Raw genomic sequence first — 19425 nt, 5'->3', positions numbered from 1 at the left:
GCTAATTTTGCATCAATTGATCCTTCTGTTTATCAAGTGCCCCCCGTAACCGTAAAATAGCCTTTGAATGCAGTTGGGAAATTCGAGACGGAGACAAGGACATGACTTCAGCTATTTCACTTAACGACAGCTCTTCATAATAAAATAAGGAAACGACGGTTCTTTCTTTCTCGGTCAGACGCTCTATACCGCGCACCAGCGATTCCTTCAAAAAAAACTCATGCACCTTATGGTCGGGGTTTTTGGCTTTTTCATCAACCAGCAGCGATAACCGGGTCTCCGAATCTTCCTCCCGTATCGGATCTTCCAGTGAACAAACCGTCGTCACTGCAATTTCCTGCAGCATATGCCCGAATTCCTTCTCGCTGACGTTCAGATAATTGCTTATCTCGGAATCTGTAACAGACCGCAGCACTTTTTGCTCCAGCAGCTGGTAGGCCTCTTCGATCTTTTTCGCTTTTTCCCGCACGGAGCGCGGCACCCAGTCTCCCTGGCGCAGTCCGTCGATAATAGCTCCCCGGATTCTCCATGATGCATACGTCTCGAACTGCAGGCCCCGGCGGTAGTCAAACTTCTCAATGGCATCAATAAGGCCCATTACCCCATTGCTGGCCAGATCATCTTTGGATACATTTTTGGGCAAGCCAATCGCCATCCGGTTGCTGACATATTCAACCAGCGTCAAATAAAACTCAATCAGCCTCTTTTTTGCTTCAATGTCTCCGTCTTCTTTCCATTTCCGCCAAATCTCGATGTTAGACAAATGAGGCGCTTTCGGCTCAATCATCGTTTCACCCTCCTGTCAGGTGACGAATGGCTTTTGCCAATTCTTCAGGCTCTTTGTTTTGTGTTGATACAAGCTTGGGAGGCGTAAGAGGCTGAAAGGGCGCTCGCTCATCCTTTTCCGTCTTTACGTTCCCATCCAATTGCATTTTCAACATATCATGTAACTGATCGGTTTCATCCGGCGTCGACACATCAAGGGTGCTGCCTTTATTCTCATCCATGGACTTGCCAGGTTCCTCGCCGGCCTCCCGGGTGTTTCCCCGCAAGCTGGCAGCTAATAATATACGGAATAGAAACGCCAGCGCAAAAAATGCGATAAAGGCATAAACAGACCGCAGAACGGAAACTTCAAGCCCATTGCTGCCGAGCGAAAATAATAACGTAAGCACGCCCCCGAACAGGCCGAGTCCAACGTTCCAGCGCCATGTTCCAATCATGTTAAATCTCCTTTACACCAAACTGGACGCTTCTGATGCTTAAAACGCCGCTAAAGCCGTCAAACTCGATGGTTCTTCCGTAATTCCCGCCCGTATCCTCCGATTGAATCGGGATGGATAGTTTTGCCAATACAAGTTTGCATGACTCTACATTGCGCGGGCCAATCCGCATCGCATCGCTTTGCGAGGCAAAAGCGAACATCTGAGCGCCGCCAGCCATCTTGGCGATTAGTCTGGCAGAGACGGCTCCAGCCTGCTTCATTTTCTCAATAAGCTCTGGAATCGCAGTATCCGCGTATTTGGCGATATTAAAAGAAGCTTCACGCGCAATACCCGAAGAAGGCAGCATCACATGCGCCATACCGGCGATCTTCGCCCGTTCGTCAAAGAGGGTCAGGCCCACACATGATCCAAGGCCGGATGTTTTGAGTGTGCTTCCATCGCTTACAATATTCAGATCGGCCATGCCTACTTTTACTACATTCTGCTGTATCATTCGATCGGCACTCCCAGGGAGCAGAAGATTTTGTCAAACGACTCCGGATCCGGTATGAGAAAGAAATGCCCTTCGAGCTCTTCTTGCCCTTCCAGAAACGTTGTATCAATCAGAAGTGCCGAATCGCCCATCTCCCCGTACTGTGTAATTCCATAACTCATAATGGCACCTGCCATATCGACCGTAATGGCCGGAACAGTTGGCGTCATCGAAAGCTTCGTGAAGTCCGCAAGAGAGGAGAGATAGGAGCCAGCCAATATGTTGCCGATCTCAGACAAGGCGGAGAATTCCATTTCCGAGTAGCCGGAATCCGCCTCAACCGGTATGGACAGCAGGTTCCCGAGCAGCTTCTTGGCAGAGTCCTCTTTAATGAGAAAGAACATGCTTCCCGGAGCGTCTCCTTCTACCCGGAGGAATACGGCTACGACAACTTGTTCGAATCCTCCGACTCTGTCGGCGACCTGCTCGAAAGGAATTAGGCTGACAGTAGGTACATTCATATCAACTGGCTTGTCCAGGAGTCTCGAAAGAGCAGTCGCGGCGTTTCCGGCGCCGATATTTCCGACTTCTTTCAACACATCCATTTTAAAGCCCTCTAGCTTCAGCAGCGGGTTCACCTGGTTAATCCTCTAACTGCTCAAGCTGAATGATTTCCTTTTTATTCAACACTTCGGACAAATTCAGCATAATGAGCAGCCGGCTATCTCCAATCTTGGCAACCCCCTGCAAATATTTGGCCTGAATGCCGCCAACGACTTCAGGAGGAGTGTCAATATTGTCTGTATCAATGTCGATGACGTCATTTGCCGTGTCTACAATAAAACCCACTTCCAGATCATCAACAGCGACGATGACGATTCTGGAGCTTTCCGTGGCTTCCGATTCCTCAAGACCAAATCGGCCCCGCAAATCAATGACGGGAAGAACAACGCCGCGCAGATTAATGACACCCTTGATGAATGCAGGTGTTTTGGGAACCCGGGTAATCGGAATCATTCGCTCAATGGTACGAACTTTTTCAACTTCAATACCGTATTCCTCCGACGCAAGTCCAAAGACGATCACTTTTATTTCCTCACCCATGCTTAAATCCCCTCCCGAGAGTATCTGTGATTCATCTTGATGGCCTGCTGCAGACAGTAAGCCTTGCAATTACTTGATAAGCGCATTCGGATCGATAATCAGGGCTACCTGGCCATCCCCGAGTATCGTCGCTCCGGAGACAGCTTCGATGTTGGTCAAATACTTGCCGAGTGATTTCAATACGATCTCGCTCTGGCCGATAAACTCATCCACCGTAATGGCGCCCATTTTATCACCTTTGCGAATGACGACAATTTCCGTTTCATCCTCTTTATCCTCAAAGAACGTCGTGGACTCCATAACCTGGCTAAGCGATATAACCGGGATAACGGCGCCGCGGTATTCAATCATGCGGTTGCCATGAATTTTACGGATATGCTCTCTGCGGATAATGCCTGTCTCTACAATAGAAGAAAGCGGAATTGCATACTTCTCGCTGCCTAATTTAATCAGCATAGCCGAGATAATCGACAGGGTCAGCGGAAGCTGGATCGAAAACTTGGTTCCCTTGCCAAGCTCCGATTCGACGGTTACATGCCCGCCAAGCGTTGCGATTTTAGACTTTACCACGTCCAGGCCGACGCCCCGCCCGGAGATATCGGAGATTTTGTCAGCTGTGCTGAAGCCTGCCGCAAAGATCAGCATATTGACTTCGTTAACCGTCAGACGCTTGGCTTCATCCGGTGTAATAACTCCGTTCTTGATCGCTGTTTGCTTGACTTTCTCGCGGTTGATGCCGCGTCCGTCTTCCTCAACTTCGATGAAAACATGATTGCCGCTGTGAAATGCCCGCAGATTGACGCTGCCTACCTCAGACTTGCCTGCAGCAATGCGGTCGGCAACCGGTTCGATTCCATGATCAAGCGAATTGCGAAGCAGATGAACGAGCGGATCGCCTATCTCATCCACGACCGTTCGGTCAAGCTCCGTGTCCGCGCCGGAAATAACGAGATCGACTTTCTTATCCAAGGATTTGGCAAGATCGCGCACCATCCTTGGAAACCGGTTGAAAACGGACTCCACAGGCACCATCCGCAGCTTCAGTACAATATTCTGCAGATCCCCGCTGACTCGGGTCATATGCTCGACTGTTTCATTTAGATCGTTGCGCCGGATTTCGCTGGCCAGCTGCTCCAGCCGGACGCGGTCGATAAGCAGCTCACTGAAAAGATTCATGAGCGCATCCAATCTTTCGATATCAACGCGGATCGTCCGGGATGCATTGCCTGGGGCCGTTTGTGCCGGAGCTGCCGTGGTCTGGGGCCGGACAGCAGCGGCAGAGGAATCAGCAGCAGGCGGTGCAGCTTGAACGGCGGCAGGTGCCAGAACTGTACTTTGCATGCTTGCTGCCGTCTGCAAAACAGCTCCGCCGATCTGCATCAGTGTGTCACGATCAAGCGCTGTAACCGCCGCGCTTTCAATTTCAGAGACGGATTCGATGCCCTTTTGCAGCTCGTCACCGCTAATACTTGCGATCGTGAATACGGTAAACGAACGTTCAAACTTTTCCTGCTCGATATCCTGTACGCTTGGAGAGGATTTGACAACTTCCCCGTTTCGCTCCAGAAAGTCAAAGACCATGTAGGCTCTTGCCGCTTTCAGTACGCAGTCCTCACGGATGGTAACCACAACGTGAAATACGGAGAGTCCGCTTTCTATGGACTGCAGCAGGATCGAGGACTGGAATTCATCGAGCATCGCAGAGCTGTCTCCAGCTCCGCTTGGTGACGATTGTGCAGCAGAACCGGACGGCTGATCCTTCTGGTACTCCCCTTTGACAATGGCTTTGAGCGCAGCCACGATTGGCGTAACATCGGCTTTACCTGTTCCGCCGGCAATAATGTCCTGAACCATCGACTCAAGGGCGTCCAGACCTTTAAACAGCGTGTCAAATATAAAGCTGTCCATTTTGAGCTTGCTGTTGCGGACCAAATCCAGAACATTCTCCATCTCATGGGTGAGCGATGCCAAATCTTCATATCCCATTGTCGCCGACATCCCTTTGAGCGTGTGGGCAGAACGGAAAATGACCTGGACAATGCTGATGTCCTCAGGATCGCCCTCCAGTTTTAGCAGGTTTTCATTAAGCGACTGTAAATGATCATTCGATTCATCAATAAACATTGATAAATAGGCGTTCATATCCATTTCAAGGCACCTCCTGTTGAAATATTTTCCAGGCGAATAATGGTTGCTTCTATCTCCTGACCGCTTCTATGAGCGCAGGAGCAATTTGCCGCAGTGGAACAACCGACTTGGCAACACCCGCTTCCACCGCTGAGCGGGGCATGCCGTAAACAACGCAGGTCTCCTCCGCTTCCGCAATGGCGCTTTCCCCGCCGCTTGCATTGAGAGCACGCATCCCTTTCATACCGTCGCTCCCCATGCCTGTCATAATAACGGCATGGCGTTTTAATTCGGGGAAAGCGGCACAGGATTCAAACATGACATCCACTGAAGGACGGTGTCCTCCCTGCGGAGGCTCCTCGGTAAGCTTGATGAAGTACCCGCCCGCATCCTTCACCAGCTTCATATGGTAGCCTCCGGGTGCAATGTAAACCACCCCGGCATACACACGTTCATCCTGCTCCGCTTCCCTGACGTGGACGGAACTGAATGTGTCCAGCCGCTGGGCCAGCGAGCGTGTAAACTTAGGCGGCATATGCTGGACAACCAGCACCGGCGCCGGCAAATCCCCCGGCAGGGCTGAGATGACTTCGTGCAGGGCACGGGGCCCGCCTGTTGAGGTGCCGATTGCAATAAGATGGCGAAACGTGCTGGCAGGCGCGAGCTTCGTTTTCAGGCGTGGTACTTCAAGCTCCATCTCTTGAAATGGTTCCAGCGGACAGGATTCATCCGTCTGAGGATTAGGAAGCTTATCCTTAGACTCCCTATCCACCGCGTTCTTCGTTGTTTTTGCAGCAGGCAAAGCATTGTCTTCTTTATTAGAAACAGGCGGTTTCGCCGGTTTGCGCGGTTTCAGCACTTGCTGCAGATCTTCCATTGCCCTGGCTGCCGCCGCAGCCGGCTTTTGTGCCGGTTGTACAGGGTTTGCCTGACGTTTGGTCATGACGGCAATCCGCATTTTTTCCAGCAGCTGCTCTGCAACGGTATGAATATCAGGCGACAATGGCCCCGATGGTTTGCGGATGAAATCGAAAGCCCCATACTGCAGCGCCTTGATCGTTTCTCTGGCGCCATCGTCGCTTATGCTGGAAAGCATGATGATCGGAGCCCTGTAAATACGCATGATTTGTCTTAAGGCTTCCAGGCCGTTCATCTCCGGCATTTCCAGATCCATCGTGATGACATCCGGCCTCCATCGTGCAACAGACTCAATCGCTTCCCGCCCGTTAGCCGCGGTGGCAACAATCTCGAACTTGGGATCAGTGGCGATGATATCGCATAAAATTTTGCGCATGAATGCGGAATCATCTACCACGAGTACCCGATGAGCGTTCATAGGTGTTTTTCCTCCCTGTAATCAAAGGATTATTTCATCAGCCTGAACATCTTGTGTAAAAATCCTTTGACTCCACTGTTGGCAGAACCCCCAGCATCCGGGACTGCCATGAAACGATTCGCAATATCCAGTATGGATTTGGTGGCGTCGCTTCCTGGATAGGCAATGGAGAACGGAACCTGTTTTTTGACCGCTTTGGTCACATTCGGATCATCGAGAACGATACCGAGCATAGGCAGCTTTATATCCAGAAACCGTTCAGCGACCATGCTTATTTTGTCGGCAGCAGCCTTGCCTTCTTTATGGTCCATGGCCCTGTTCACGACAAGCTTGAATTCGATTTGATGCTCCATCGCTTTTACCATTTTGATCAGCGCATAGGCATCTGTGATGGATGTGGGCTCCGGTGTTGTAACAACAAAGGTTTCCTGGGCCGCGACAATAAACTTGACGGTTTCCCTGGAAAGCCCCGCTCCGGTATCAAAAATGATGACGTCATACTCGCCGTGCAGTTTGCCGATCTGTTCCTCAAAATAGTCCAGCTCCGCAGGCGTCAAATCCAGCAAATCCTTGAAGCCCGAGCCTCCCGCAATAAAATGCAAACCGCCAGGACCTTCTTCTATAATGTCCCAGATCGTTTTTTGCTGTTTGAGCAGATGGTACAGGTTATACGGTGCGGAAATGCCCATCAATACATCAATGTTGGCCATCCCGATATCAGCATCGAAGACCAACACCTTGAGTCCCAGCTTCTGCAGGACCAGGGAGAAATTCAGGCTGAAATTCGATTTCCCCACACCGCCTTTGCCGCTTGTCACCGTTATGACCCGGGTTGTCCTGCCTTGATTTTGCAGCTCCCGGTTGCGCACCATGTGACGGAGCGCTTCCGCCTGGTCATTCATCCCTTGCCGCCCCCAGTAACTGTTCAATGTATCTCTCGGTGCGGAATGCGGCAATATCATCGGGAACGGTTTGTCCGTAAGCTATGTAAGCCGGTTTCAGACCGTGCTCCATGATAAGATTCAGAATGGCTCCATAGGAGCTGGTTTCATCCTGTTTCGTAAAAATGGCGCTTCGTATGCCATATTTGGCAAAGTTTTCTGCAACTGCCGACATATCCTTATACTTGCCGGTTAAACTGAGCACCAGGAAGGATTCAGCGTGTTCGCTGGATTGAAGAAGGCTGTTTACTTCCGATACGTAAAGCTCATTGCGGAAATTCCTGCCTGCCGTATCCATAAACACCAGCTCCCGATCCTGAAGCTGAGTGAATGCCCGGGCTACCTCGGAGGGTGAGAAGACCACTTCGAGCGGCACATTCAGAATGGTCGCATAGGTTCTAAGCTGATCGACAGCGGCTATCCGATACGTATCGGAAGTGATGAATCCAACCTTCCTTCCCGCCTTCAATGTCTGTTCCGCAGCAAGCTTGGCAATTGAAGTGGTTTTTCCTACTCCGGTAGGACCTACGAAATGAACGACTCTCGTTGACTTGTTGATACCGGAGCCTTCGAAGTCATCCAGCCACTGACCCAGCGTTCTGCCCGCCGCCGCCCAAACGGCCTGATGGCTGGGTTCTGTCAGATTCTGTGCTTCCAGCTGCTCCTGAACAGCATCCATGCATTTGTCAATCCAGGCTGCTTCAACCTCCTGACCGTCCAGTCGGTCATACAACGCCTGCAGCGGCTCCGGCCAGGTTTTCAGCTGCTGCTGCTTGGACATTTTGACAATCCAATGCTTCATATCCATGATTTCATCCATCAAATCGCTATCGGAGATCTTCTTGACGGAAGCCGCTGCAGTTCTTTCCACTGAAGGCTCGGTCTTCGGTATTTGCTGGTTCAAAGCAGTATCATGGGGAGCCTGTGCGGGCTTGATCTGTACGGATACAGGCGAACCGGCTGCCTGCTTCTGAATCGAATTCGCGTATTGGGCAGCTGCGTTATTCATGCTTGTTGTCTGCTGGGCGCCAAGTGCCGCAATCTTCCCCAAAGCTGTATGGGCTGCAGCTGATGCCTGCCTGGGCTCTACAGGCTGCTGCGGGCGGGCCGCAGGTGCAGGCTTTGCGCTGCCTGCACTTTCCACAGCAGCGATTACTTCCATCTTCTTCTTGCTGAACATCCCGAGGAAGCCGCCAACACGGATGACTTTTGTCCCCAGGATGACGGCATCGACACCAAGCTCGCTGCGGATCATGGGCAGAGCATCGGGCACGGCGTTTACTATATAGCGTTTCACCTTCATAGATTAACCACCCCGATGCTCTGGACTTCAACACTGGGCTCAAGCTCGCTGTAGGAGAGTACCGGAATGTCCTGCATCGTCCGTTCCACGATTTGCCGCAAATACATCCGGATGGTGGGCGATGCCAGAACAATGGGCTGATAGCCGGATTGAATCAGCTTGCTTACCTGCTCATTCAGCTTCTGATAGATCGTTTGGGTAGCCATTGGATCCATCGCCAGATAGCTTCCCTGTTCGGAGCTTTGAACCGATTCCGCGATTTTCTTCTCTAATGAAGGACCGACCGTTATGACGCGCAGCGTATCGCCATTTTGCGAGAACTGCTGTGTGATTTGGCGGGACAATGACTGTCTCACATACTCGGTCAAAATATCGGGGTCCTTGGTATAGGTGCCATGATCGGCCATCGTTTCAAATATGGTAACCATGTCGCGAATTGAGATTTTCTCACGAAGAAGCTTGGATAATACTTTCTGAATATCGCCTATCGTCAATATGGAAGGGATAAGCTCATCGACGAGCGCCGGATAAGCCTCCCTGACATTGTCCACAAGCGCCTTTGTTTCTTGTCGTCCAATCAGTTCATGCGCATGCCGTTTAATGATTTCCGTCAAATGCGTTGCCACAACAGACGGCGGATCTACGACAGTGTATCCGGTAAGCTCAGCCCGTTCCCTGTTCGCTTCATCAATCCAGATGGCCGGCAAGCCAAATGCCGGCTCCGTCGTCTCGATGCCAACAATCGATTCGTCATCGAATCCAGGGCTCATGGCTAAATAATGATTAAGCAGCAGCTCGCCTCTGGCGACCGTATTTCCTTTAATCTTGATCACATATTCATTTGGCTTCAGCTGAATATTATCGCGGATCCGGATAACCGGCACCACCAGCCCAAGCTCCAGAGCGCATTGTCTGCGTATCATGATGATACGATCCAGCAAGTCGCCGCCCTGCTGCGTATCCGCAAGAGGAATCAGACCGTAACCGAACTCAAACTCAATAGGGTCAACCTGCAGCAGGCTGATCACACTCTCTGGACTTCGCACCTCTTCAATTTGCTGTTCTTCCACCATCATATCTTCTTCAACCTGCCGTTTGACGAGCGATTTCTGCATCCGGTAGCCCGCAAAAGCCAGCAGTGCGGCAAAAGGCAAGGTCGCAACAGGGCCAATTGGCGTGAAAATTCCAAGTAAAGAGATAGTTCCCGCAACAATATAGAGCAGCTTCGGATAACGGAACAATTGATCGGTGAGATCAGAGGCAAGATTGCCATCCGATGCCGCCCGCGTAACAATCAGGCCTGTTGCCGTGGAGATCAGCAGTGCAGGAATTTGACTGACAAGCCCGTCACCGATCGTCAGGATCGAGAAGGTATGCAGCGACTCCGAGAAAGACATGCCGTGAATCGCCATCCCGATAATAAAGCCGCCCAGCAAGTTGATGATGAGAATAATGATGGATGCGATCGCATCCCCCTTAACGAATTTGCTGGCACCGTCCATGGAACCGTAGAAATCGGCTTCCCGTTCAATCTTATGGCGGCGTTCTCTGGCCTGCTGCTCATTAATGAGACCCGAATTCAGATCCGCATCGATGCTCATTTGTTTTCCCGGCATTGCATCGAGGGTGAACCGCGCCGCGACTTCAGCAACACGCTCGGACCCTTTGGTAATAACAATAAATTGGACAACCACGAGAATTAGAAACACGATAAAGCCGATCGCGATTTCCCCGCCGGCCACCCAGCTTCCGAACGTATGAACGACTTTGCCTGCTTCCCCGTACTGCAAAATATTACGGGTCGTCGAAATATTGAGCGCCAGCCGAAACAGGGTTGTAATCAAAAGCAAAGCAGGAAAGATGGAAAACTGCAGCGCATCCTGCGTGTTCATGGATATGAGCAAAATTGCCAGCCCAGCGGAGATATTGACGATTAATAATACATCGAGCAGTCCGACGGGTATCGGGATGACCATCATGAGAACGATGCAGATGATTCCGATTAAAATGGTCAGGTCCCTTGCCTTCATGACTTTCCCTCCCCACTAGAAAATACTTCAAGTCCGTCAAAAGCAGATTTTTTTGTAACCTTTTCATTTCACTCTGCCTTTAAGCTTATATACGTATGCCAGTACTTCTGCCACAGCTTGGAACAAATCAGCCGGAATCGTCTCTCCGATTTCCGCTCTTTCATATAAAGCTCTGGCAAGCGGCTTATTTTCCATTGTGATAACGCCGTGTTCCTTCGCCGCTTCCCTGATTCTCAAAGCGACAAAATCCATACCCTTGGCGACAACTGTAGGAGCTTCCATTTTGGAACTGTCATACTGCAGGGCGATAGCAAAGTGAGTCGGGTTGGTAATAACGACATCGGCCTTAGGCACATCCTGCATCATCCGCTGCAGCGCCATTCTGCGCTGGCGTTCGCGAATCTTGCCCTTGATGAGCGGGTCGCCCTCGGATTTCTTGTGTTCATCCTTAATGTCCTGCTTGGACATTTTCAAGCTTTTCTCATGCTCATACTTTTGATAAAGAAAATCGAAGACGGCGAGTATGATCAAAACAGCGCCGATTTCAAGACCGAGCCGTATCGTGATGCTGGCCACATAGCTGAATATACTCTCCACCGGAACGCGCGCAAGCGATAGAATATGACCGCGTTCATTCCATAGGGTCAAATAGACGATGAGTCCGATCACAAGCAATTTCAAAATATTTTTGACAAATTCGGCAACCGAGCGCATGGAAAATATATTTTTAAAACCTTTGAGCGGGCTAAGCTTGCCGAGGTCCATTTTCAGGGATTCGCCTGTCAGCAAGAAGCCAAACTGCAGATAATTGCCGAGCAGCGCCACGATAATGGCAATGGCAAACATCGGCGCCAGCAGCATCAACCCCTGCATGATCAAATCGGAAAACATGCTGATCACATTGCCAACCGATACATCCATCAAGAGATCCTGTTCCAGCATCAGACCGAACATGAGGATAAGCCGCTGCTTGTAATAACCGCCCAGCATGATGAAGCTAAAAAAAATGAACATCATGATGAATGCGCCGGGAAGCTCGTGACTTTTGGCAACTTGACCTTTTTGGCGGGCTTCATCCCTCTTTTTAGGCGTTGCACGCTCCGTTTTTTCCTGTGAAAACAGCTGTAAGTCGAGCGTCCAACGATACGATCGCATGATCGTGAGCCCTCCTTGCCTTAAGTTGCCGGATTTCGAATGATGCCCAGCAGTTCTTGAATGGCGGCGAATAATTGCGAGAACAAATGTTCAAAGATGGCCAGCATACCCGGAAGCAATATAACGAGCATAAGCAGCCCGATAATGATTTTGAGCGGAATGCCGATAACAAACACATTATATTGCGGGGCCGTGCGCGCAAGAAAACCAAGCCCGACATCCGCCAGAAACATGGCAACCACAATCGGCGCGGACATTTGCAAGGCAAGCATGAAGGTTTCAGCAAATGTATGGACGAGAAAGGTTGAAATGTTGCCATTATAGATATGGCTGAACAACGAATTCGACAGCGGTATCCATTCATAACTGTCTAGTAAAGCCATAATCAGAAAATGATGACCGTTCACGGATAAAAAAATGAGGGTTGCCATCATAAATTTCAGATTTGCAATCAATGGCGATGAAGCCCCTGTCATGGGATCTATGACATCCGCGATGCCAAAGCCAATCTGCAGATCCATAAATCCGCCGGCGGTCTGAATCGCAGCAAAAAATAGATAAGCTGTGAATCCCAGCAGGACACCCGCCAATATTTCGCGAATGATCGCGAGAATAAACAAGGCATCCGGTACGACAGTTTGCTTCAATCCATAGGTCATGAACACGATGATCGATAACATAAAACAAAACCCGATTTTGAACGTCGTCGGCACCGTTCGCGTAGAAAAGACAGGAGCCACGACGAAAAATGATGTTATTCGACAAAAAATAAGCAAAAAAACAGGGAAACCTTGTACGAACACCTCCATCGATTCACAGCCTATCCGATGTATTTATATAAATTATTCAGCAGATTGTAAGTGAAATCGACCAGCGTGTTCAAAATCCATGGACCAAACAGCAAAATCGACAGCAGAACGGCGACTATTTTCGGGATAAAACCAAGTGTCTGCTCCTGAATCTGGGTCGTCGCCTGGAAGATACTCACAAGCAGCCCTACCAACAGACCAAGCACCAACATGGGTGCGCTAGCTTTAAGCACCGTGTATACCGCTTGCCCAGCTAAACCGATAACAAAGTCTGAACTCACGGCTGTACTCCTTCCCTGACAGGCATTACGTGTTGAAACTTAGCAGCAGCGACCTGACAATCAGATACCACCCATCGACGAGAACGAACAGCAGGATCTTGAACGGGAGTGAAATCATGACCGGCGGAAGCATCATCATTCCCATTGCCATCAGAGTACTGGCCACAACCATGTCGATGATCAGAAACGGAATAAAAATCATAAATCCCATCTGAAACGCCGTACGCAGCTCGCTCAAGGCATAGGCCGGAATGATAACCGTAATCGGGATGTCCTCATAGGTTTCAGGCTTCGCGGTTTTGGTATAATCCATAAACAGGAGCAGATCTTTCTCCCGTGTCTGGTTAAACATAAATTTCTTCATCGGTACTGCCGCTTGGGAGAGCGCCTCGGTTTGTGTCAGTTCACCCTTCAGGTAAGGCTGCAGGGCCACATCATTCACTTGCCCCAGCGTCGGGGCCATGATAAAAAAGGTAAGGAACATGGCCAACCCGATTAAAACCTGATTGGGCGGCATCTGCTGCGTACCGAGTGAGGTACGGACAAATCCCAGTACAATAACAATCCGTGTAAAGCTGGTCATCAGAACAAGTATAGCCGGCGCCACACTGAGCACGGTAATGATCAGCAGCAAGGAGATCGCGCTTGTTCCCGGACTCTCCCCGCCGTCGCCGATATCCAGACTGATGTTGGGCAAAGGCTCGGCAAAGGCGTGAGATCGAAACAACAGCGCCATCAACTGGATTGCAAGAAACGAGAGTATGATTTTTTTGTTCATTCATCCAACAACCGATCATTATGATTTTGCTCTTTAAGCAGATCTTCCACCTTTTGCTTCTGATCCGATTGACGCTTCATCTTGCTCTGGAGCAAATCCTGAAATGAGGATGCTGCTTGCCAAGGTTCGTCCGATGGCCCGGAAGACTCCCTCCGGTTGCGGAAACGGTTCAGGAAATCCGTGACGGATGGGGAATTCCACTGGCGCCCATTCTGCAGTTCAATCGCATCCAATATGGCCATTGCGGCTTCGGGATCATCTATTTTATCAAGCAGCGTAATGCTGTCAGCCACACCAACAACATAAACGCGGCCGGATAGTTCAACCACCTGCAGTGACTTGTTCTGGCCCAGCGGAATTCCGCCTAATGAACGAAGAGCCCGGTTGCTTCCCCAACCCCGGTTCTTGTTGGAAAGCCACTTGATCAGAAGGACAATCAGGCCGATTACCAGGGCGAGAGCGACAATAACCCATATCAGGTAACCAATGCCTGGTCCGGCAATATCTCCGGGCATCTCATCATTTACTGCCGCCGCTGCTGACACCTTTGCCGTCATTATCCATCCGCCCGCTGCAAATCCCGCAAGCCTTAACCCGCTAATTTGTTTCATAAGCAACTAACCGAGCGTTTTCTTAATGGCTTCTATTACCCGGTCAGCTTGGAACGGCTTAACAATAAAATCCTTGGCTCCCGCTTGAATGGCGTCGATAACCATAGCCTGCTGCCCCATGGCGGAGCACATAATAACTTTGGCATTGCCATCGATTTTCTTGATTTCTTTCAGTGCCACAATACCGTCCATCTCGGGCATCGTAATATCCATCGTAATCAGGTCGGGCTTTAATTCCTTGTACTTCTCAATTGCCTGTGAACCGTCCTGCGCTTCTCCGACTACCTCGTAACCATTCTTCGTTAAAATGTCGCGGATCATCATTCTCATGAACGCAGCGTCGTCTACGATCAAAATGCGGTTTGCCATCGTTTGTTCCCCCTAATTGTTTGTGCAACTGGATGTTATTGAAGCTTTGCAATACGATCCCATTGGCTGACGATATCAGTGACCCGGACGCCAAAATTCTCATCGATAACGACAACCTCGCCTTTGGCGATCAATTTGTTATTGACCAGAATGTCGACCGGCTCTCCAGCAAGCTTGTCCAACTCAATGATCGAACCCTGCGACAACTCAAGAATATCCTTAATTTGCTTTTGAGTTCTACCTAATTCTACTGTGACTTTAAGCGGAATGTCGAGCAATAAATTCAAGTTTGAATCATCCGGCTGAACGTAATTCGCACCCTGAAAATTAGCGAACTGCACAGGCTGTACGTTAACGTTCCGATTCGGCATTCCACCGTAGGTTTGCGGTCCATTTTGCGGTGGTACGGCGTACTGCGGCGGCATTGGAGGAACATTCGCAGCAGGCGGCGCCATTGGTGCTTGCGGCACTTCCGGGGCTGCGGCATAGGCTGGCTGTCTCGGCGGTTCTGAATAAGCTGCAGGGGCTATCGATGCGGCAACCGGTGTCGGATCGCCGACGCCTCCCATAAGCGTATCAACCATTTCCTTGGCGAACGGAATAGGCAGAAGCTGCATAATAGTAGAGTCGATCAGATCGCCGATCGTCAAACGGAATGCAATTTTAATGAAGGTATCATCAGGCGGAAGCTGATCCACCCCTTCACCGTTGGAAATGTTCAAAATATCAATGCCCGGAGGAGAGATATTGACAAACCGATTAAAAATCGTGGACATGGACGTCGCTGACGATCCCATCATCTGGTTCATGGCTTCCTGTACGGCACTGATATGAATCTCGTTCAAAGCCTCCTCCGCCGGATTCCCTTCACCGCCAAGCATCAGATCCGCGATGATTTGCGCATCCTTGGTTTTAATGACAAGTGAGTTGATCCCTTGAAAACCATCCACATAATGAACGGAAACGGCAACATGCGGTTTCGGAAACTCTTCATCAAGCTGGGTGCGCGTAATGATCGAAACCTCCGGCGTTGTAATATCAACTTTCTTGCCGAGCAGTGTAGATAACGCAGTAGCCGCGCTTCCGAAGGTGATATTGCCGATTTCCCCGAGAGCATCCTGCTCCATGGCATTCAAATACTGGTTAAGCTCCTGCTGGTTCCCCTTCGAATCCGGCATGTCCGGCATATCGGAGGATTGACGCAGCAGGGCATCAATTTCTTCCTGTGATAAATAATCTTTACTCGTCATAGTCGTCCTCCACTCCCTCACTGACCACTTCATCGATTTGCACAGCCAAGCGATCCTTGACTGAACCCGGACTGCCGATAAATTTTAACTTATCGCCGACCTTCAGATCCAGTCCCTGACCGATCGGTTTATTCAATGCGATAACGTCTCCTACCGCAAGACCCAGAAACTCACGGATCGAAATACTGGATTGACCAAGCTCGGCCACAATCGGCAGCTTTGCTTTGCTGACCCGCTGTTTCAGCACTTCTACCTCTTCCGGAGCACGTGTTTTCTTCTGTGATACAAACCAATGATGGACAGAGAGTCTTGGCATAATCGGTTCGATGACAACATGCGGTATGCAAAGATTAATCATCCCCGTCGTATCGCCAATCTTCGTACTCAATGAAATCAGAGCGATCGTTTCATTGGGAGAAACGATTTGCATGAATTGCGGGTTGGTTTCCAGCGCTTCCAGCCTTGGCGATATATCGACAATCGTCTTCCATGCTTCCTGGAGGCTCTCAAAGGTACGGCTGAAAATCCGCTCCATGATAATGGTTTCGATCTCTGTCAGCGCATTGATCTTGGATGGGGCGACACCCTGGCCGCCGAGCATCCGGTCCAGCATCGCATACGCAACATTGGGGTGAACCTCCATAACCATCCGGCCTTCAAGCGGCTCTGCTTCGAAGATATTCAGGATCGTCATCTTCGGAATGGAGCGGATAAACTCATCATAGGGCAGCTGTTCCACCTGGACGACACTAATTTGCACAAACGTACGAAGCTGTGCCGAGAAATAAGTCGTCAAATATCGCGCGAAGTTCTCGTGTATCCGCGTAAGGCTTCGGATATGATCCTTCGAAAAACGGACCGCACGCTTAAATTCGTAAGAGCGAATTTTCTTCTGCGTCTCTTCCTTTTTCAGTTCTTCCGCATCCATCTCTCCGGATGATAAAGCAGCAAGCAACGCGTCAATCTCGTTCTGCGATAAAACATCAACCAACTATTTCACCCCCTTCAATGGAATGCTCTTTAAGCCTTATAGCTACAGTTTGGTTACGATAAAGTTTGTGATCTCCACTTTTATAAGCTTGCCTTTTGGCAGCACCGGATTAATCAGATTGAGCAGCTTGGAGCTCAGCTCGTCTTTTCCCTTGGAGCCATTGATTTGCTCAGGCGTCATGTCTGAAAGTGTACGGATGATGATCGGACGAATTTGGATTTCTTTTATTTTGTCGAAGTCTTCTTTGGTTGATTTCTTATCCATCTGAAAAGCCAGACCCATTACAGCAATATAATCGGGTTCGGATAGATTGGTCTTGATATCGGTCAGCTCGCTGGTTACTTCGACCCGCTCGTCGGCGTTAAGCTTCTCCACCTTCACGCTATCCGCGTTGCTTGCCGCTTTGGCAGCGGAGTCTTTTGGCTCGTCTCCGCCTATTAAAGATTTGTATAAAATAACAGCTACAACTGCGATAAGCGTTATCGCGAGCAAAATCGTAATTAACCAGGGCAGCATTTTCTTCATGTCAAAGGTCCCTCCGTTTGTCCGCTCTTAACGTTCGCCGCATAGACGCCGATAGAGTGAAGATAAGCCTGCATGGAGGATATCACTTCAGTCGCTTTCTCCAAAACCAATATTTTTTTCCCCGTTGTTAGCGTAATAAGGGTATCCGGTGTCTCTTCGATCGTTTCAATGAGAAGCGCGTTAATGTAAAAATGTGCTCCGTTCAAACGCGTTACGTTAATCATGGGCTCCCTCCCCTAACCTGTCAGGGAGACATCAATGTCTCCCCTACGGCATCCTGCCTATCGTTTTAAGTTAACTACCTCTTGCAAAATTTCATCGGATGTGGTGATAATCCGCGAGTTAGCCTGGAATCCGCGCTGCGCCACGATCATCTCCGTAAATTCGGAGGTCAGGTCAACGTTTGACATTTCCAGCTGTCCGGCTATTAGAGCTCCTGTTCCCGCTTCAAGATCGCCAGGGAATGTCAGCGTCTGATCGTCGCCCTCCGGGTTGGCATTTTGCGTCACTTTATACAAGCTGCCTCCGATCTTCTCAAGTCCTGAAGGATTGACGACTTTCATCGCGGCTAACTGGGCAATGACTGAACTTGTGCCATCCGGTGCCACACCAATGACAGAACCATCCTGTGCGATCGAGAAGGATTTTACAGCTGCAGGATCCATAACGATCTGAGCCCCGCCACTGTCCAGCACGAACAGTCCGTCACCGTTCACAAGCTGTCCAAGCGCATCCACTGTAAAATTACCGGCCCTCGTCAAATACCTTGTTGTACCGTCATCCGGGGAAACGACAAAGAATCCGTCCCCGTCAATCCGTACATCGGTTGGAACATTCGTCGTCATGGCACTGCCCGGCGTATGGATGGTATCAATGGAGCCAATCGCAACGCCCAGACCAATCTGCTTGGCGTTCACGCCGCCTGTAGTCGCATCTTCAGGGCGTGTAACACCCGATACCGATTGACTCAGGATGTCTTTGAACATGACGCGCCCGGCTTTAAAGCCGACCGTATTCACATTCGCAATATTGTTGCCGATAACGTCAAGCTTGGTTTGAAATCCGCGCATACCCGATACACCGGAATACATCGATCTTAACATGCTTGTTTTGCCTCCTCATTTGTTCTGGTTTCGAAATCCATTCCATCCGGCCGCTTCCGTCGATCAGCGGCTAATTGGCTTCCTCCATGAGGTCCAGCCGTTTCGTTTATGAGACAATTACCGCGCTGTCGATCTGGGTAAATACGTTGCCCTGAAGCGAACTGCCGTCAAGTGCAGTGACCACCGTTCGGCTTGGAATGTTCACGATCATGGCAATATCCCGATAAACAACCAATGAATCCTTGGCCCCTTTTGTAGCAGCCTGGTCAATCGCGTTCACGATTTTGGTCAGCGTTTCGGGCTTGAATGAGATCCCCCGCTGCTCCATCCGCTGCTGCGCGTGATGGCTGAACTTCAGAACATTTCGGTCCAGAACTTCCTTGAACGATGCGGCTCCTGCCGTCTTTTCCTGCGCTGGCGTTTTGCGCAAGCCAGGATTCGTATTGGACAGGCTAAGATGGCCAATTTTTATCTGGTCATTCATGGGCAGGCTCCTCACCGCCTTCGGCGGCTGGGTCGCCACTTTCTGCGGGCTGCTCGTCGCCTTCACCGGCAGGTTCCCCGGCATTGGTGATTGAAACTATGTTGTCCAGGTTGATATCCTGGTCGCCTATTCGGGCATACTGCACGCCTTCGGTGACGATGATTGAATCTACGATTCCGGTCTTCGGAACAAGCTCCCCGTTCTCCCCATTCTCATACCATTGAACCTCCTTGCCGATCATCGTCGAGGCCATCCCGAGATTCTGGCGGAGCTTGGTTAATTCCCCTGACATGCTCATGAGCTGCTCAACGGATGAGAACTGTGCCATTTGAGCAATAAAATCTTTATCTTCAAGCGGCTGCATGGGATCTTGATTCTGCAGCTGAGTGAGAAGAATACGTAAAAATTGATCTTTTCCAAGTGTGTCGTCTTTAGGTTTGGCCGCAGCATTTTGCACATTGCTGGAAGAGTAGTAAGGCCATACATTGCTGGTTGAGATCGCATCATTCGCCATTCTCGCTTCACCTCCA

Annotated in this window: 23 protein-coding genes; all 23 read right to left on the bottom strand. The window is 50.1% G+C overall.

What is annotated here, in order from left to right:
• Position 1: 1 nt before the first annotated feature.
• The 23 genes from AC0YOB_RS14405 to AC0YOB_RS14295 all read right to left on the bottom strand — a co-directional run bounded on the left by AC0YOB_RS14405 (position 2) and on the right by AC0YOB_RS14295 (position 19409).
• Complete coding sequence (locus AC0YOB_RS14405; RefSeq protein ID WP_475793366.1) at positions 2-787, bottom strand: FliA/WhiG family RNA polymerase sigma factor; 786 nt, start codon at positions 785-787, stop codon at positions 2-4.
• 4 nt (positions 788-791) lie between these two features.
• Positions 792-1223 (bottom strand): hypothetical protein, encoded by a 432-nt coding sequence (locus AC0YOB_RS14400; RefSeq protein ID WP_475793365.1) that lies wholly within the window; start codon positions 1221-1223, stop codon positions 792-794.
• 1 nt (position 1224) lies between these two features.
• Positions 1225-1719 (bottom strand): chemotaxis protein CheD, encoded by a 495-nt coding sequence (locus AC0YOB_RS14395; protein ID WP_210041163.1) that lies wholly within the window; start codon positions 1717-1719, stop codon positions 1225-1227.
• Positions 1716-2303 (bottom strand): chemotaxis protein CheC, encoded by a 588-nt coding sequence (locus AC0YOB_RS14390; RefSeq protein WP_475793364.1) that lies wholly within the window; start codon positions 2301-2303, stop codon positions 1716-1718. The genes AC0YOB_RS14395 and AC0YOB_RS14390 overlap by 4 nt, the downstream gene beginning before the upstream one ends.
• A gap of 37 nt (positions 2304-2340) precedes the next feature.
• On the bottom strand, positions 2341-2802 hold the full coding sequence (locus AC0YOB_RS14385) for a chemotaxis protein CheW (RefSeq protein ID WP_475793363.1): 462 nt from the start codon (positions 2800-2802) through the stop codon (positions 2341-2343).
• A gap of 69 nt (positions 2803-2871) precedes the next feature.
• Complete coding sequence (locus tag AC0YOB_RS14380) at positions 2872-4950, bottom strand: chemotaxis protein CheW (protein WP_475793362.1); 2079 nt, start codon at positions 4948-4950, stop codon at positions 2872-2874.
• Between the two features lie 49 nt (positions 4951-4999).
• A complete protein-coding gene (locus tag AC0YOB_RS14375; RefSeq protein WP_475793361.1) occupies positions 5000-6265 on the bottom strand; it encodes a protein-glutamate methylesterase/protein-glutamine glutaminase in 1266 nt (421 codons plus the stop codon).
• Positions 6266-6294: 29 nt separating this feature from the next.
• The gene (locus AC0YOB_RS14370) at positions 6295-7167 is read right to left on the bottom strand and encodes a MinD/ParA family protein (RefSeq protein ID WP_475793360.1); all 873 of its coding nucleotides are present in this window, start codon (positions 7165-7167) and stop codon (positions 6295-6297) included.
• A complete protein-coding gene (gene flhF, locus AC0YOB_RS14365) occupies positions 7160-8509 on the bottom strand; it encodes a flagellar biosynthesis protein FlhF (protein WP_475793359.1) in 1350 nt (449 codons plus the stop codon). Before flhF ends, AC0YOB_RS14370 begins: the two co-directional genes overlap by 8 nt.
• Complete coding sequence (flhA, locus tag AC0YOB_RS14360; RefSeq protein WP_475793358.1) at positions 8506-10539, bottom strand: flagellar biosynthesis protein FlhA; 2034 nt, start codon at positions 10537-10539, stop codon at positions 8506-8508. Before flhA ends, flhF begins: the two co-directional genes overlap by 4 nt.
• Before the next feature lie 63 nt (positions 10540-10602).
• Positions 10603-11694, bottom strand: coding sequence for a flagellar biosynthesis protein FlhB (gene flhB / locus AC0YOB_RS14355; protein WP_475767725.1), 1092 nt, complete (start codon positions 11692-11694; stop codon positions 10603-10605).
• Positions 11695-11714: 20 nt separating this feature from the next.
• Positions 11715-12503, bottom strand: a complete 789-nt coding sequence (gene fliR, locus AC0YOB_RS14350; protein ID WP_475793357.1) for a flagellar biosynthetic protein FliR — start codon at positions 12501-12503, stop codon at positions 11715-11717.
• Between the two features lie 11 nt (positions 12504-12514).
• On the bottom strand, positions 12515-12784 hold the full coding sequence (gene fliQ / locus AC0YOB_RS14345; RefSeq protein WP_475793356.1) for a flagellar biosynthesis protein FliQ: 270 nt from the start codon (positions 12782-12784) through the stop codon (positions 12515-12517).
• A gap of 25 nt (positions 12785-12809) precedes the next feature.
• A complete protein-coding gene (fliP, locus tag AC0YOB_RS14340) occupies positions 12810-13562 on the bottom strand; it encodes a flagellar type III secretion system pore protein FliP (protein ID WP_475793355.1) in 753 nt (250 codons plus the stop codon).
• Positions 13559-14119, bottom strand: coding sequence for a flagellar biosynthetic protein FliO (locus AC0YOB_RS14335; RefSeq protein ID WP_210041188.1), 561 nt, complete (start codon positions 14117-14119; stop codon positions 13559-13561). Before AC0YOB_RS14335 ends, fliP begins: the two co-directional genes overlap by 4 nt.
• A gap of 60 nt (positions 14120-14179) precedes the next feature.
• Entirely contained in the window at positions 14180-14542 is a 363-nt protein-coding gene (locus tag AC0YOB_RS14330) for a response regulator (protein ID WP_188992526.1), read from the bottom strand.
• A 35-nt stretch (positions 14543-14577) separates the two neighbouring features.
• Entirely contained in the window at positions 14578-15792 is a 1215-nt protein-coding gene (gene fliY, locus AC0YOB_RS14325) for a flagellar motor switch phosphatase FliY (RefSeq protein ID WP_475793354.1), read from the bottom strand.
• Positions 15782-16783 carry a flagellar motor switch protein FliM gene (fliM, locus tag AC0YOB_RS14320; protein WP_210041192.1) on the bottom strand — a complete coding sequence of 334 codons (1002 nt, stop codon included), beginning with the start codon at positions 16781-16783 and terminating at the stop codon, positions 15782-15784. The genes fliY and fliM overlap by 11 nt, the downstream gene beginning before the upstream one ends.
• A 42-nt stretch (positions 16784-16825) precedes the next feature.
• Positions 16826-17308 carry a flagellar basal body-associated FliL family protein gene (locus tag AC0YOB_RS14315; RefSeq protein ID WP_475793353.1) on the bottom strand — a complete coding sequence of 161 codons (483 nt, stop codon included), beginning with the start codon at positions 17306-17308 and terminating at the stop codon, positions 16826-16828.
• On the bottom strand, positions 17305-17532 hold the full coding sequence (locus tag AC0YOB_RS14310) for a flagellar FlbD family protein (protein WP_475793352.1): 228 nt from the start codon (positions 17530-17532) through the stop codon (positions 17305-17307). Before AC0YOB_RS14310 ends, AC0YOB_RS14315 begins: the two co-directional genes overlap by 4 nt.
• 57 nt (positions 17533-17589) lie before the next feature.
• Positions 17590-18411: a flagellar basal body rod protein FlgG gene (flgG, locus tag AC0YOB_RS14305; protein ID WP_210041198.1), complete on the bottom strand. Its 822-nt coding sequence runs from the start codon at positions 18409-18411 to the stop codon at positions 17590-17592.
• Positions 18412-18517: 106 nt separating this feature from the next.
• The gene (locus tag AC0YOB_RS14300) at positions 18518-18895 is read right to left on the bottom strand and encodes a TIGR02530 family flagellar biosynthesis protein (RefSeq protein WP_475793351.1); all 378 of its coding nucleotides are present in this window, start codon (positions 18893-18895) and stop codon (positions 18518-18520) included.
• Positions 18888-19409, bottom strand: a complete 522-nt coding sequence (locus AC0YOB_RS14295; RefSeq protein ID WP_475793350.1) for a flagellar hook capping FlgD N-terminal domain-containing protein — start codon at positions 19407-19409, stop codon at positions 18888-18890. The genes AC0YOB_RS14300 and AC0YOB_RS14295 overlap by 8 nt, the downstream gene beginning before the upstream one ends.
• Between the last annotated feature and the right edge of the window lie 16 nt (positions 19410-19425).

The organism is Paenibacillus sp. JT31N17 (assembly GCF_056269255.1).
Note: the sequence above shows the minus strand (reverse complement) of the source record. Positions and strands in the feature narration are given on the sequence as shown.

Excerpts from the sequence above, each read along its gene's own strand:
- AC0YOB_RS14405 (WP_475793366.1), bottom strand. The coding sequence starts at position 787 with ATGATTGAGCCGAAAGCGCCTCATTTGTCTAACATCGAGATTTGGCGG.
- AC0YOB_RS14400 (WP_475793365.1), bottom strand. The coding sequence starts at position 1,223 with ATGATTGGAACATGGCGCTGGAACGTTGGACTCGGCCTGTTCGGGGGC.
- AC0YOB_RS14395 (WP_210041163.1), bottom strand. The coding sequence starts at position 1,719 with ATGATACAGCAGAATGTAGTAAAAGTAGGCATGGCCGATCTGAATATT.
- AC0YOB_RS14390 (WP_475793364.1), bottom strand. The coding sequence starts at position 2,303 with ATGGATGTGTTGAAAGAAGTCGGAAATATCGGCGCCGGAAACGCCGCG.
- AC0YOB_RS14385 (WP_475793363.1), bottom strand. The coding sequence starts at position 2,802 with ATGGGTGAGGAAATAAAAGTGATCGTCTTTGGACTTGCGTCGGAGGAA.
- AC0YOB_RS14380 (WP_475793362.1), bottom strand. The coding sequence starts at position 4,950 with ATGGATATGAACGCCTATTTATCAATGTTTATTGATGAATCGAATGAT.
- AC0YOB_RS14375 (WP_475793361.1), bottom strand. The coding sequence starts at position 6,265 with ATGAACGCTCATCGGGTACTCGTGGTAGATGATTCCGCATTCATGCGC.
- AC0YOB_RS14370 (WP_475793360.1), bottom strand. The coding sequence starts at position 7,167 with ATGAATGACCAGGCGGAAGCGCTCCGTCACATGGTGCGCAACCGGGAG.
- flhF (WP_475793359.1), bottom strand. The coding sequence starts at position 8,509 with ATGAAGGTGAAACGCTATATAGTAAACGCCGTGCCCGATGCTCTGCCC.
- flhA (WP_475793358.1), bottom strand. The coding sequence starts at position 10,539 with ATGAAGGCAAGGGACCTGACCATTTTAATCGGAATCATCTGCATCGTT.
- flhB (WP_475767725.1), bottom strand. The coding sequence starts at position 11,694 with ATGCGATCGTATCGTTGGACGCTCGACTTACAGCTGTTTTCACAGGAA.
- fliR (WP_475793357.1), bottom strand. The coding sequence starts at position 12,503 with ATGGAGGTGTTCGTACAAGGTTTCCCTGTTTTTTTGCTTATTTTTTGT.
- fliP (WP_475793355.1), bottom strand. The coding sequence starts at position 13,562 with ATGAACAAAAAAATCATACTCTCGTTTCTTGCAATCCAGTTGATGGCG.
- AC0YOB_RS14335 (WP_210041188.1), bottom strand. The coding sequence starts at position 14,119 with ATGACGGCAAAGGTGTCAGCAGCGGCGGCAGTAAATGATGAGATGCCC.
- AC0YOB_RS14330 (WP_188992526.1), bottom strand. The coding sequence starts at position 14,542 with ATGGCAAACCGCATTTTGATCGTAGACGACGCTGCGTTCATGAGAATG.
- fliY (WP_475793354.1), bottom strand. The coding sequence starts at position 15,792 with ATGACGAGTAAAGATTATTTATCACAGGAAGAAATTGATGCCCTGCTG.
- AC0YOB_RS14315 (WP_475793353.1), bottom strand. The coding sequence starts at position 17,308 with ATGAAGAAAATGCTGCCCTGGTTAATTACGATTTTGCTCGCGATAACG.
- AC0YOB_RS14310 (WP_475793352.1), bottom strand. The coding sequence starts at position 17,532 with ATGATTAACGTAACGCGTTTGAACGGAGCACATTTTTACATTAACGCG.
- flgG (WP_210041198.1), bottom strand. The coding sequence starts at position 18,411 with ATGTTAAGATCGATGTATTCCGGTGTATCGGGTATGCGCGGATTTCAA.
- AC0YOB_RS14300 (WP_475793351.1), bottom strand. The coding sequence starts at position 18,895 with ATGAATGACCAGATAAAAATTGGCCATCTTAGCCTGTCCAATACGAAT.
- AC0YOB_RS14295 (WP_475793350.1), bottom strand. The coding sequence starts at position 19,409 with ATGGCGAATGATGCGATCTCAACCAGCAATGTATGGCCTTACTACTCT.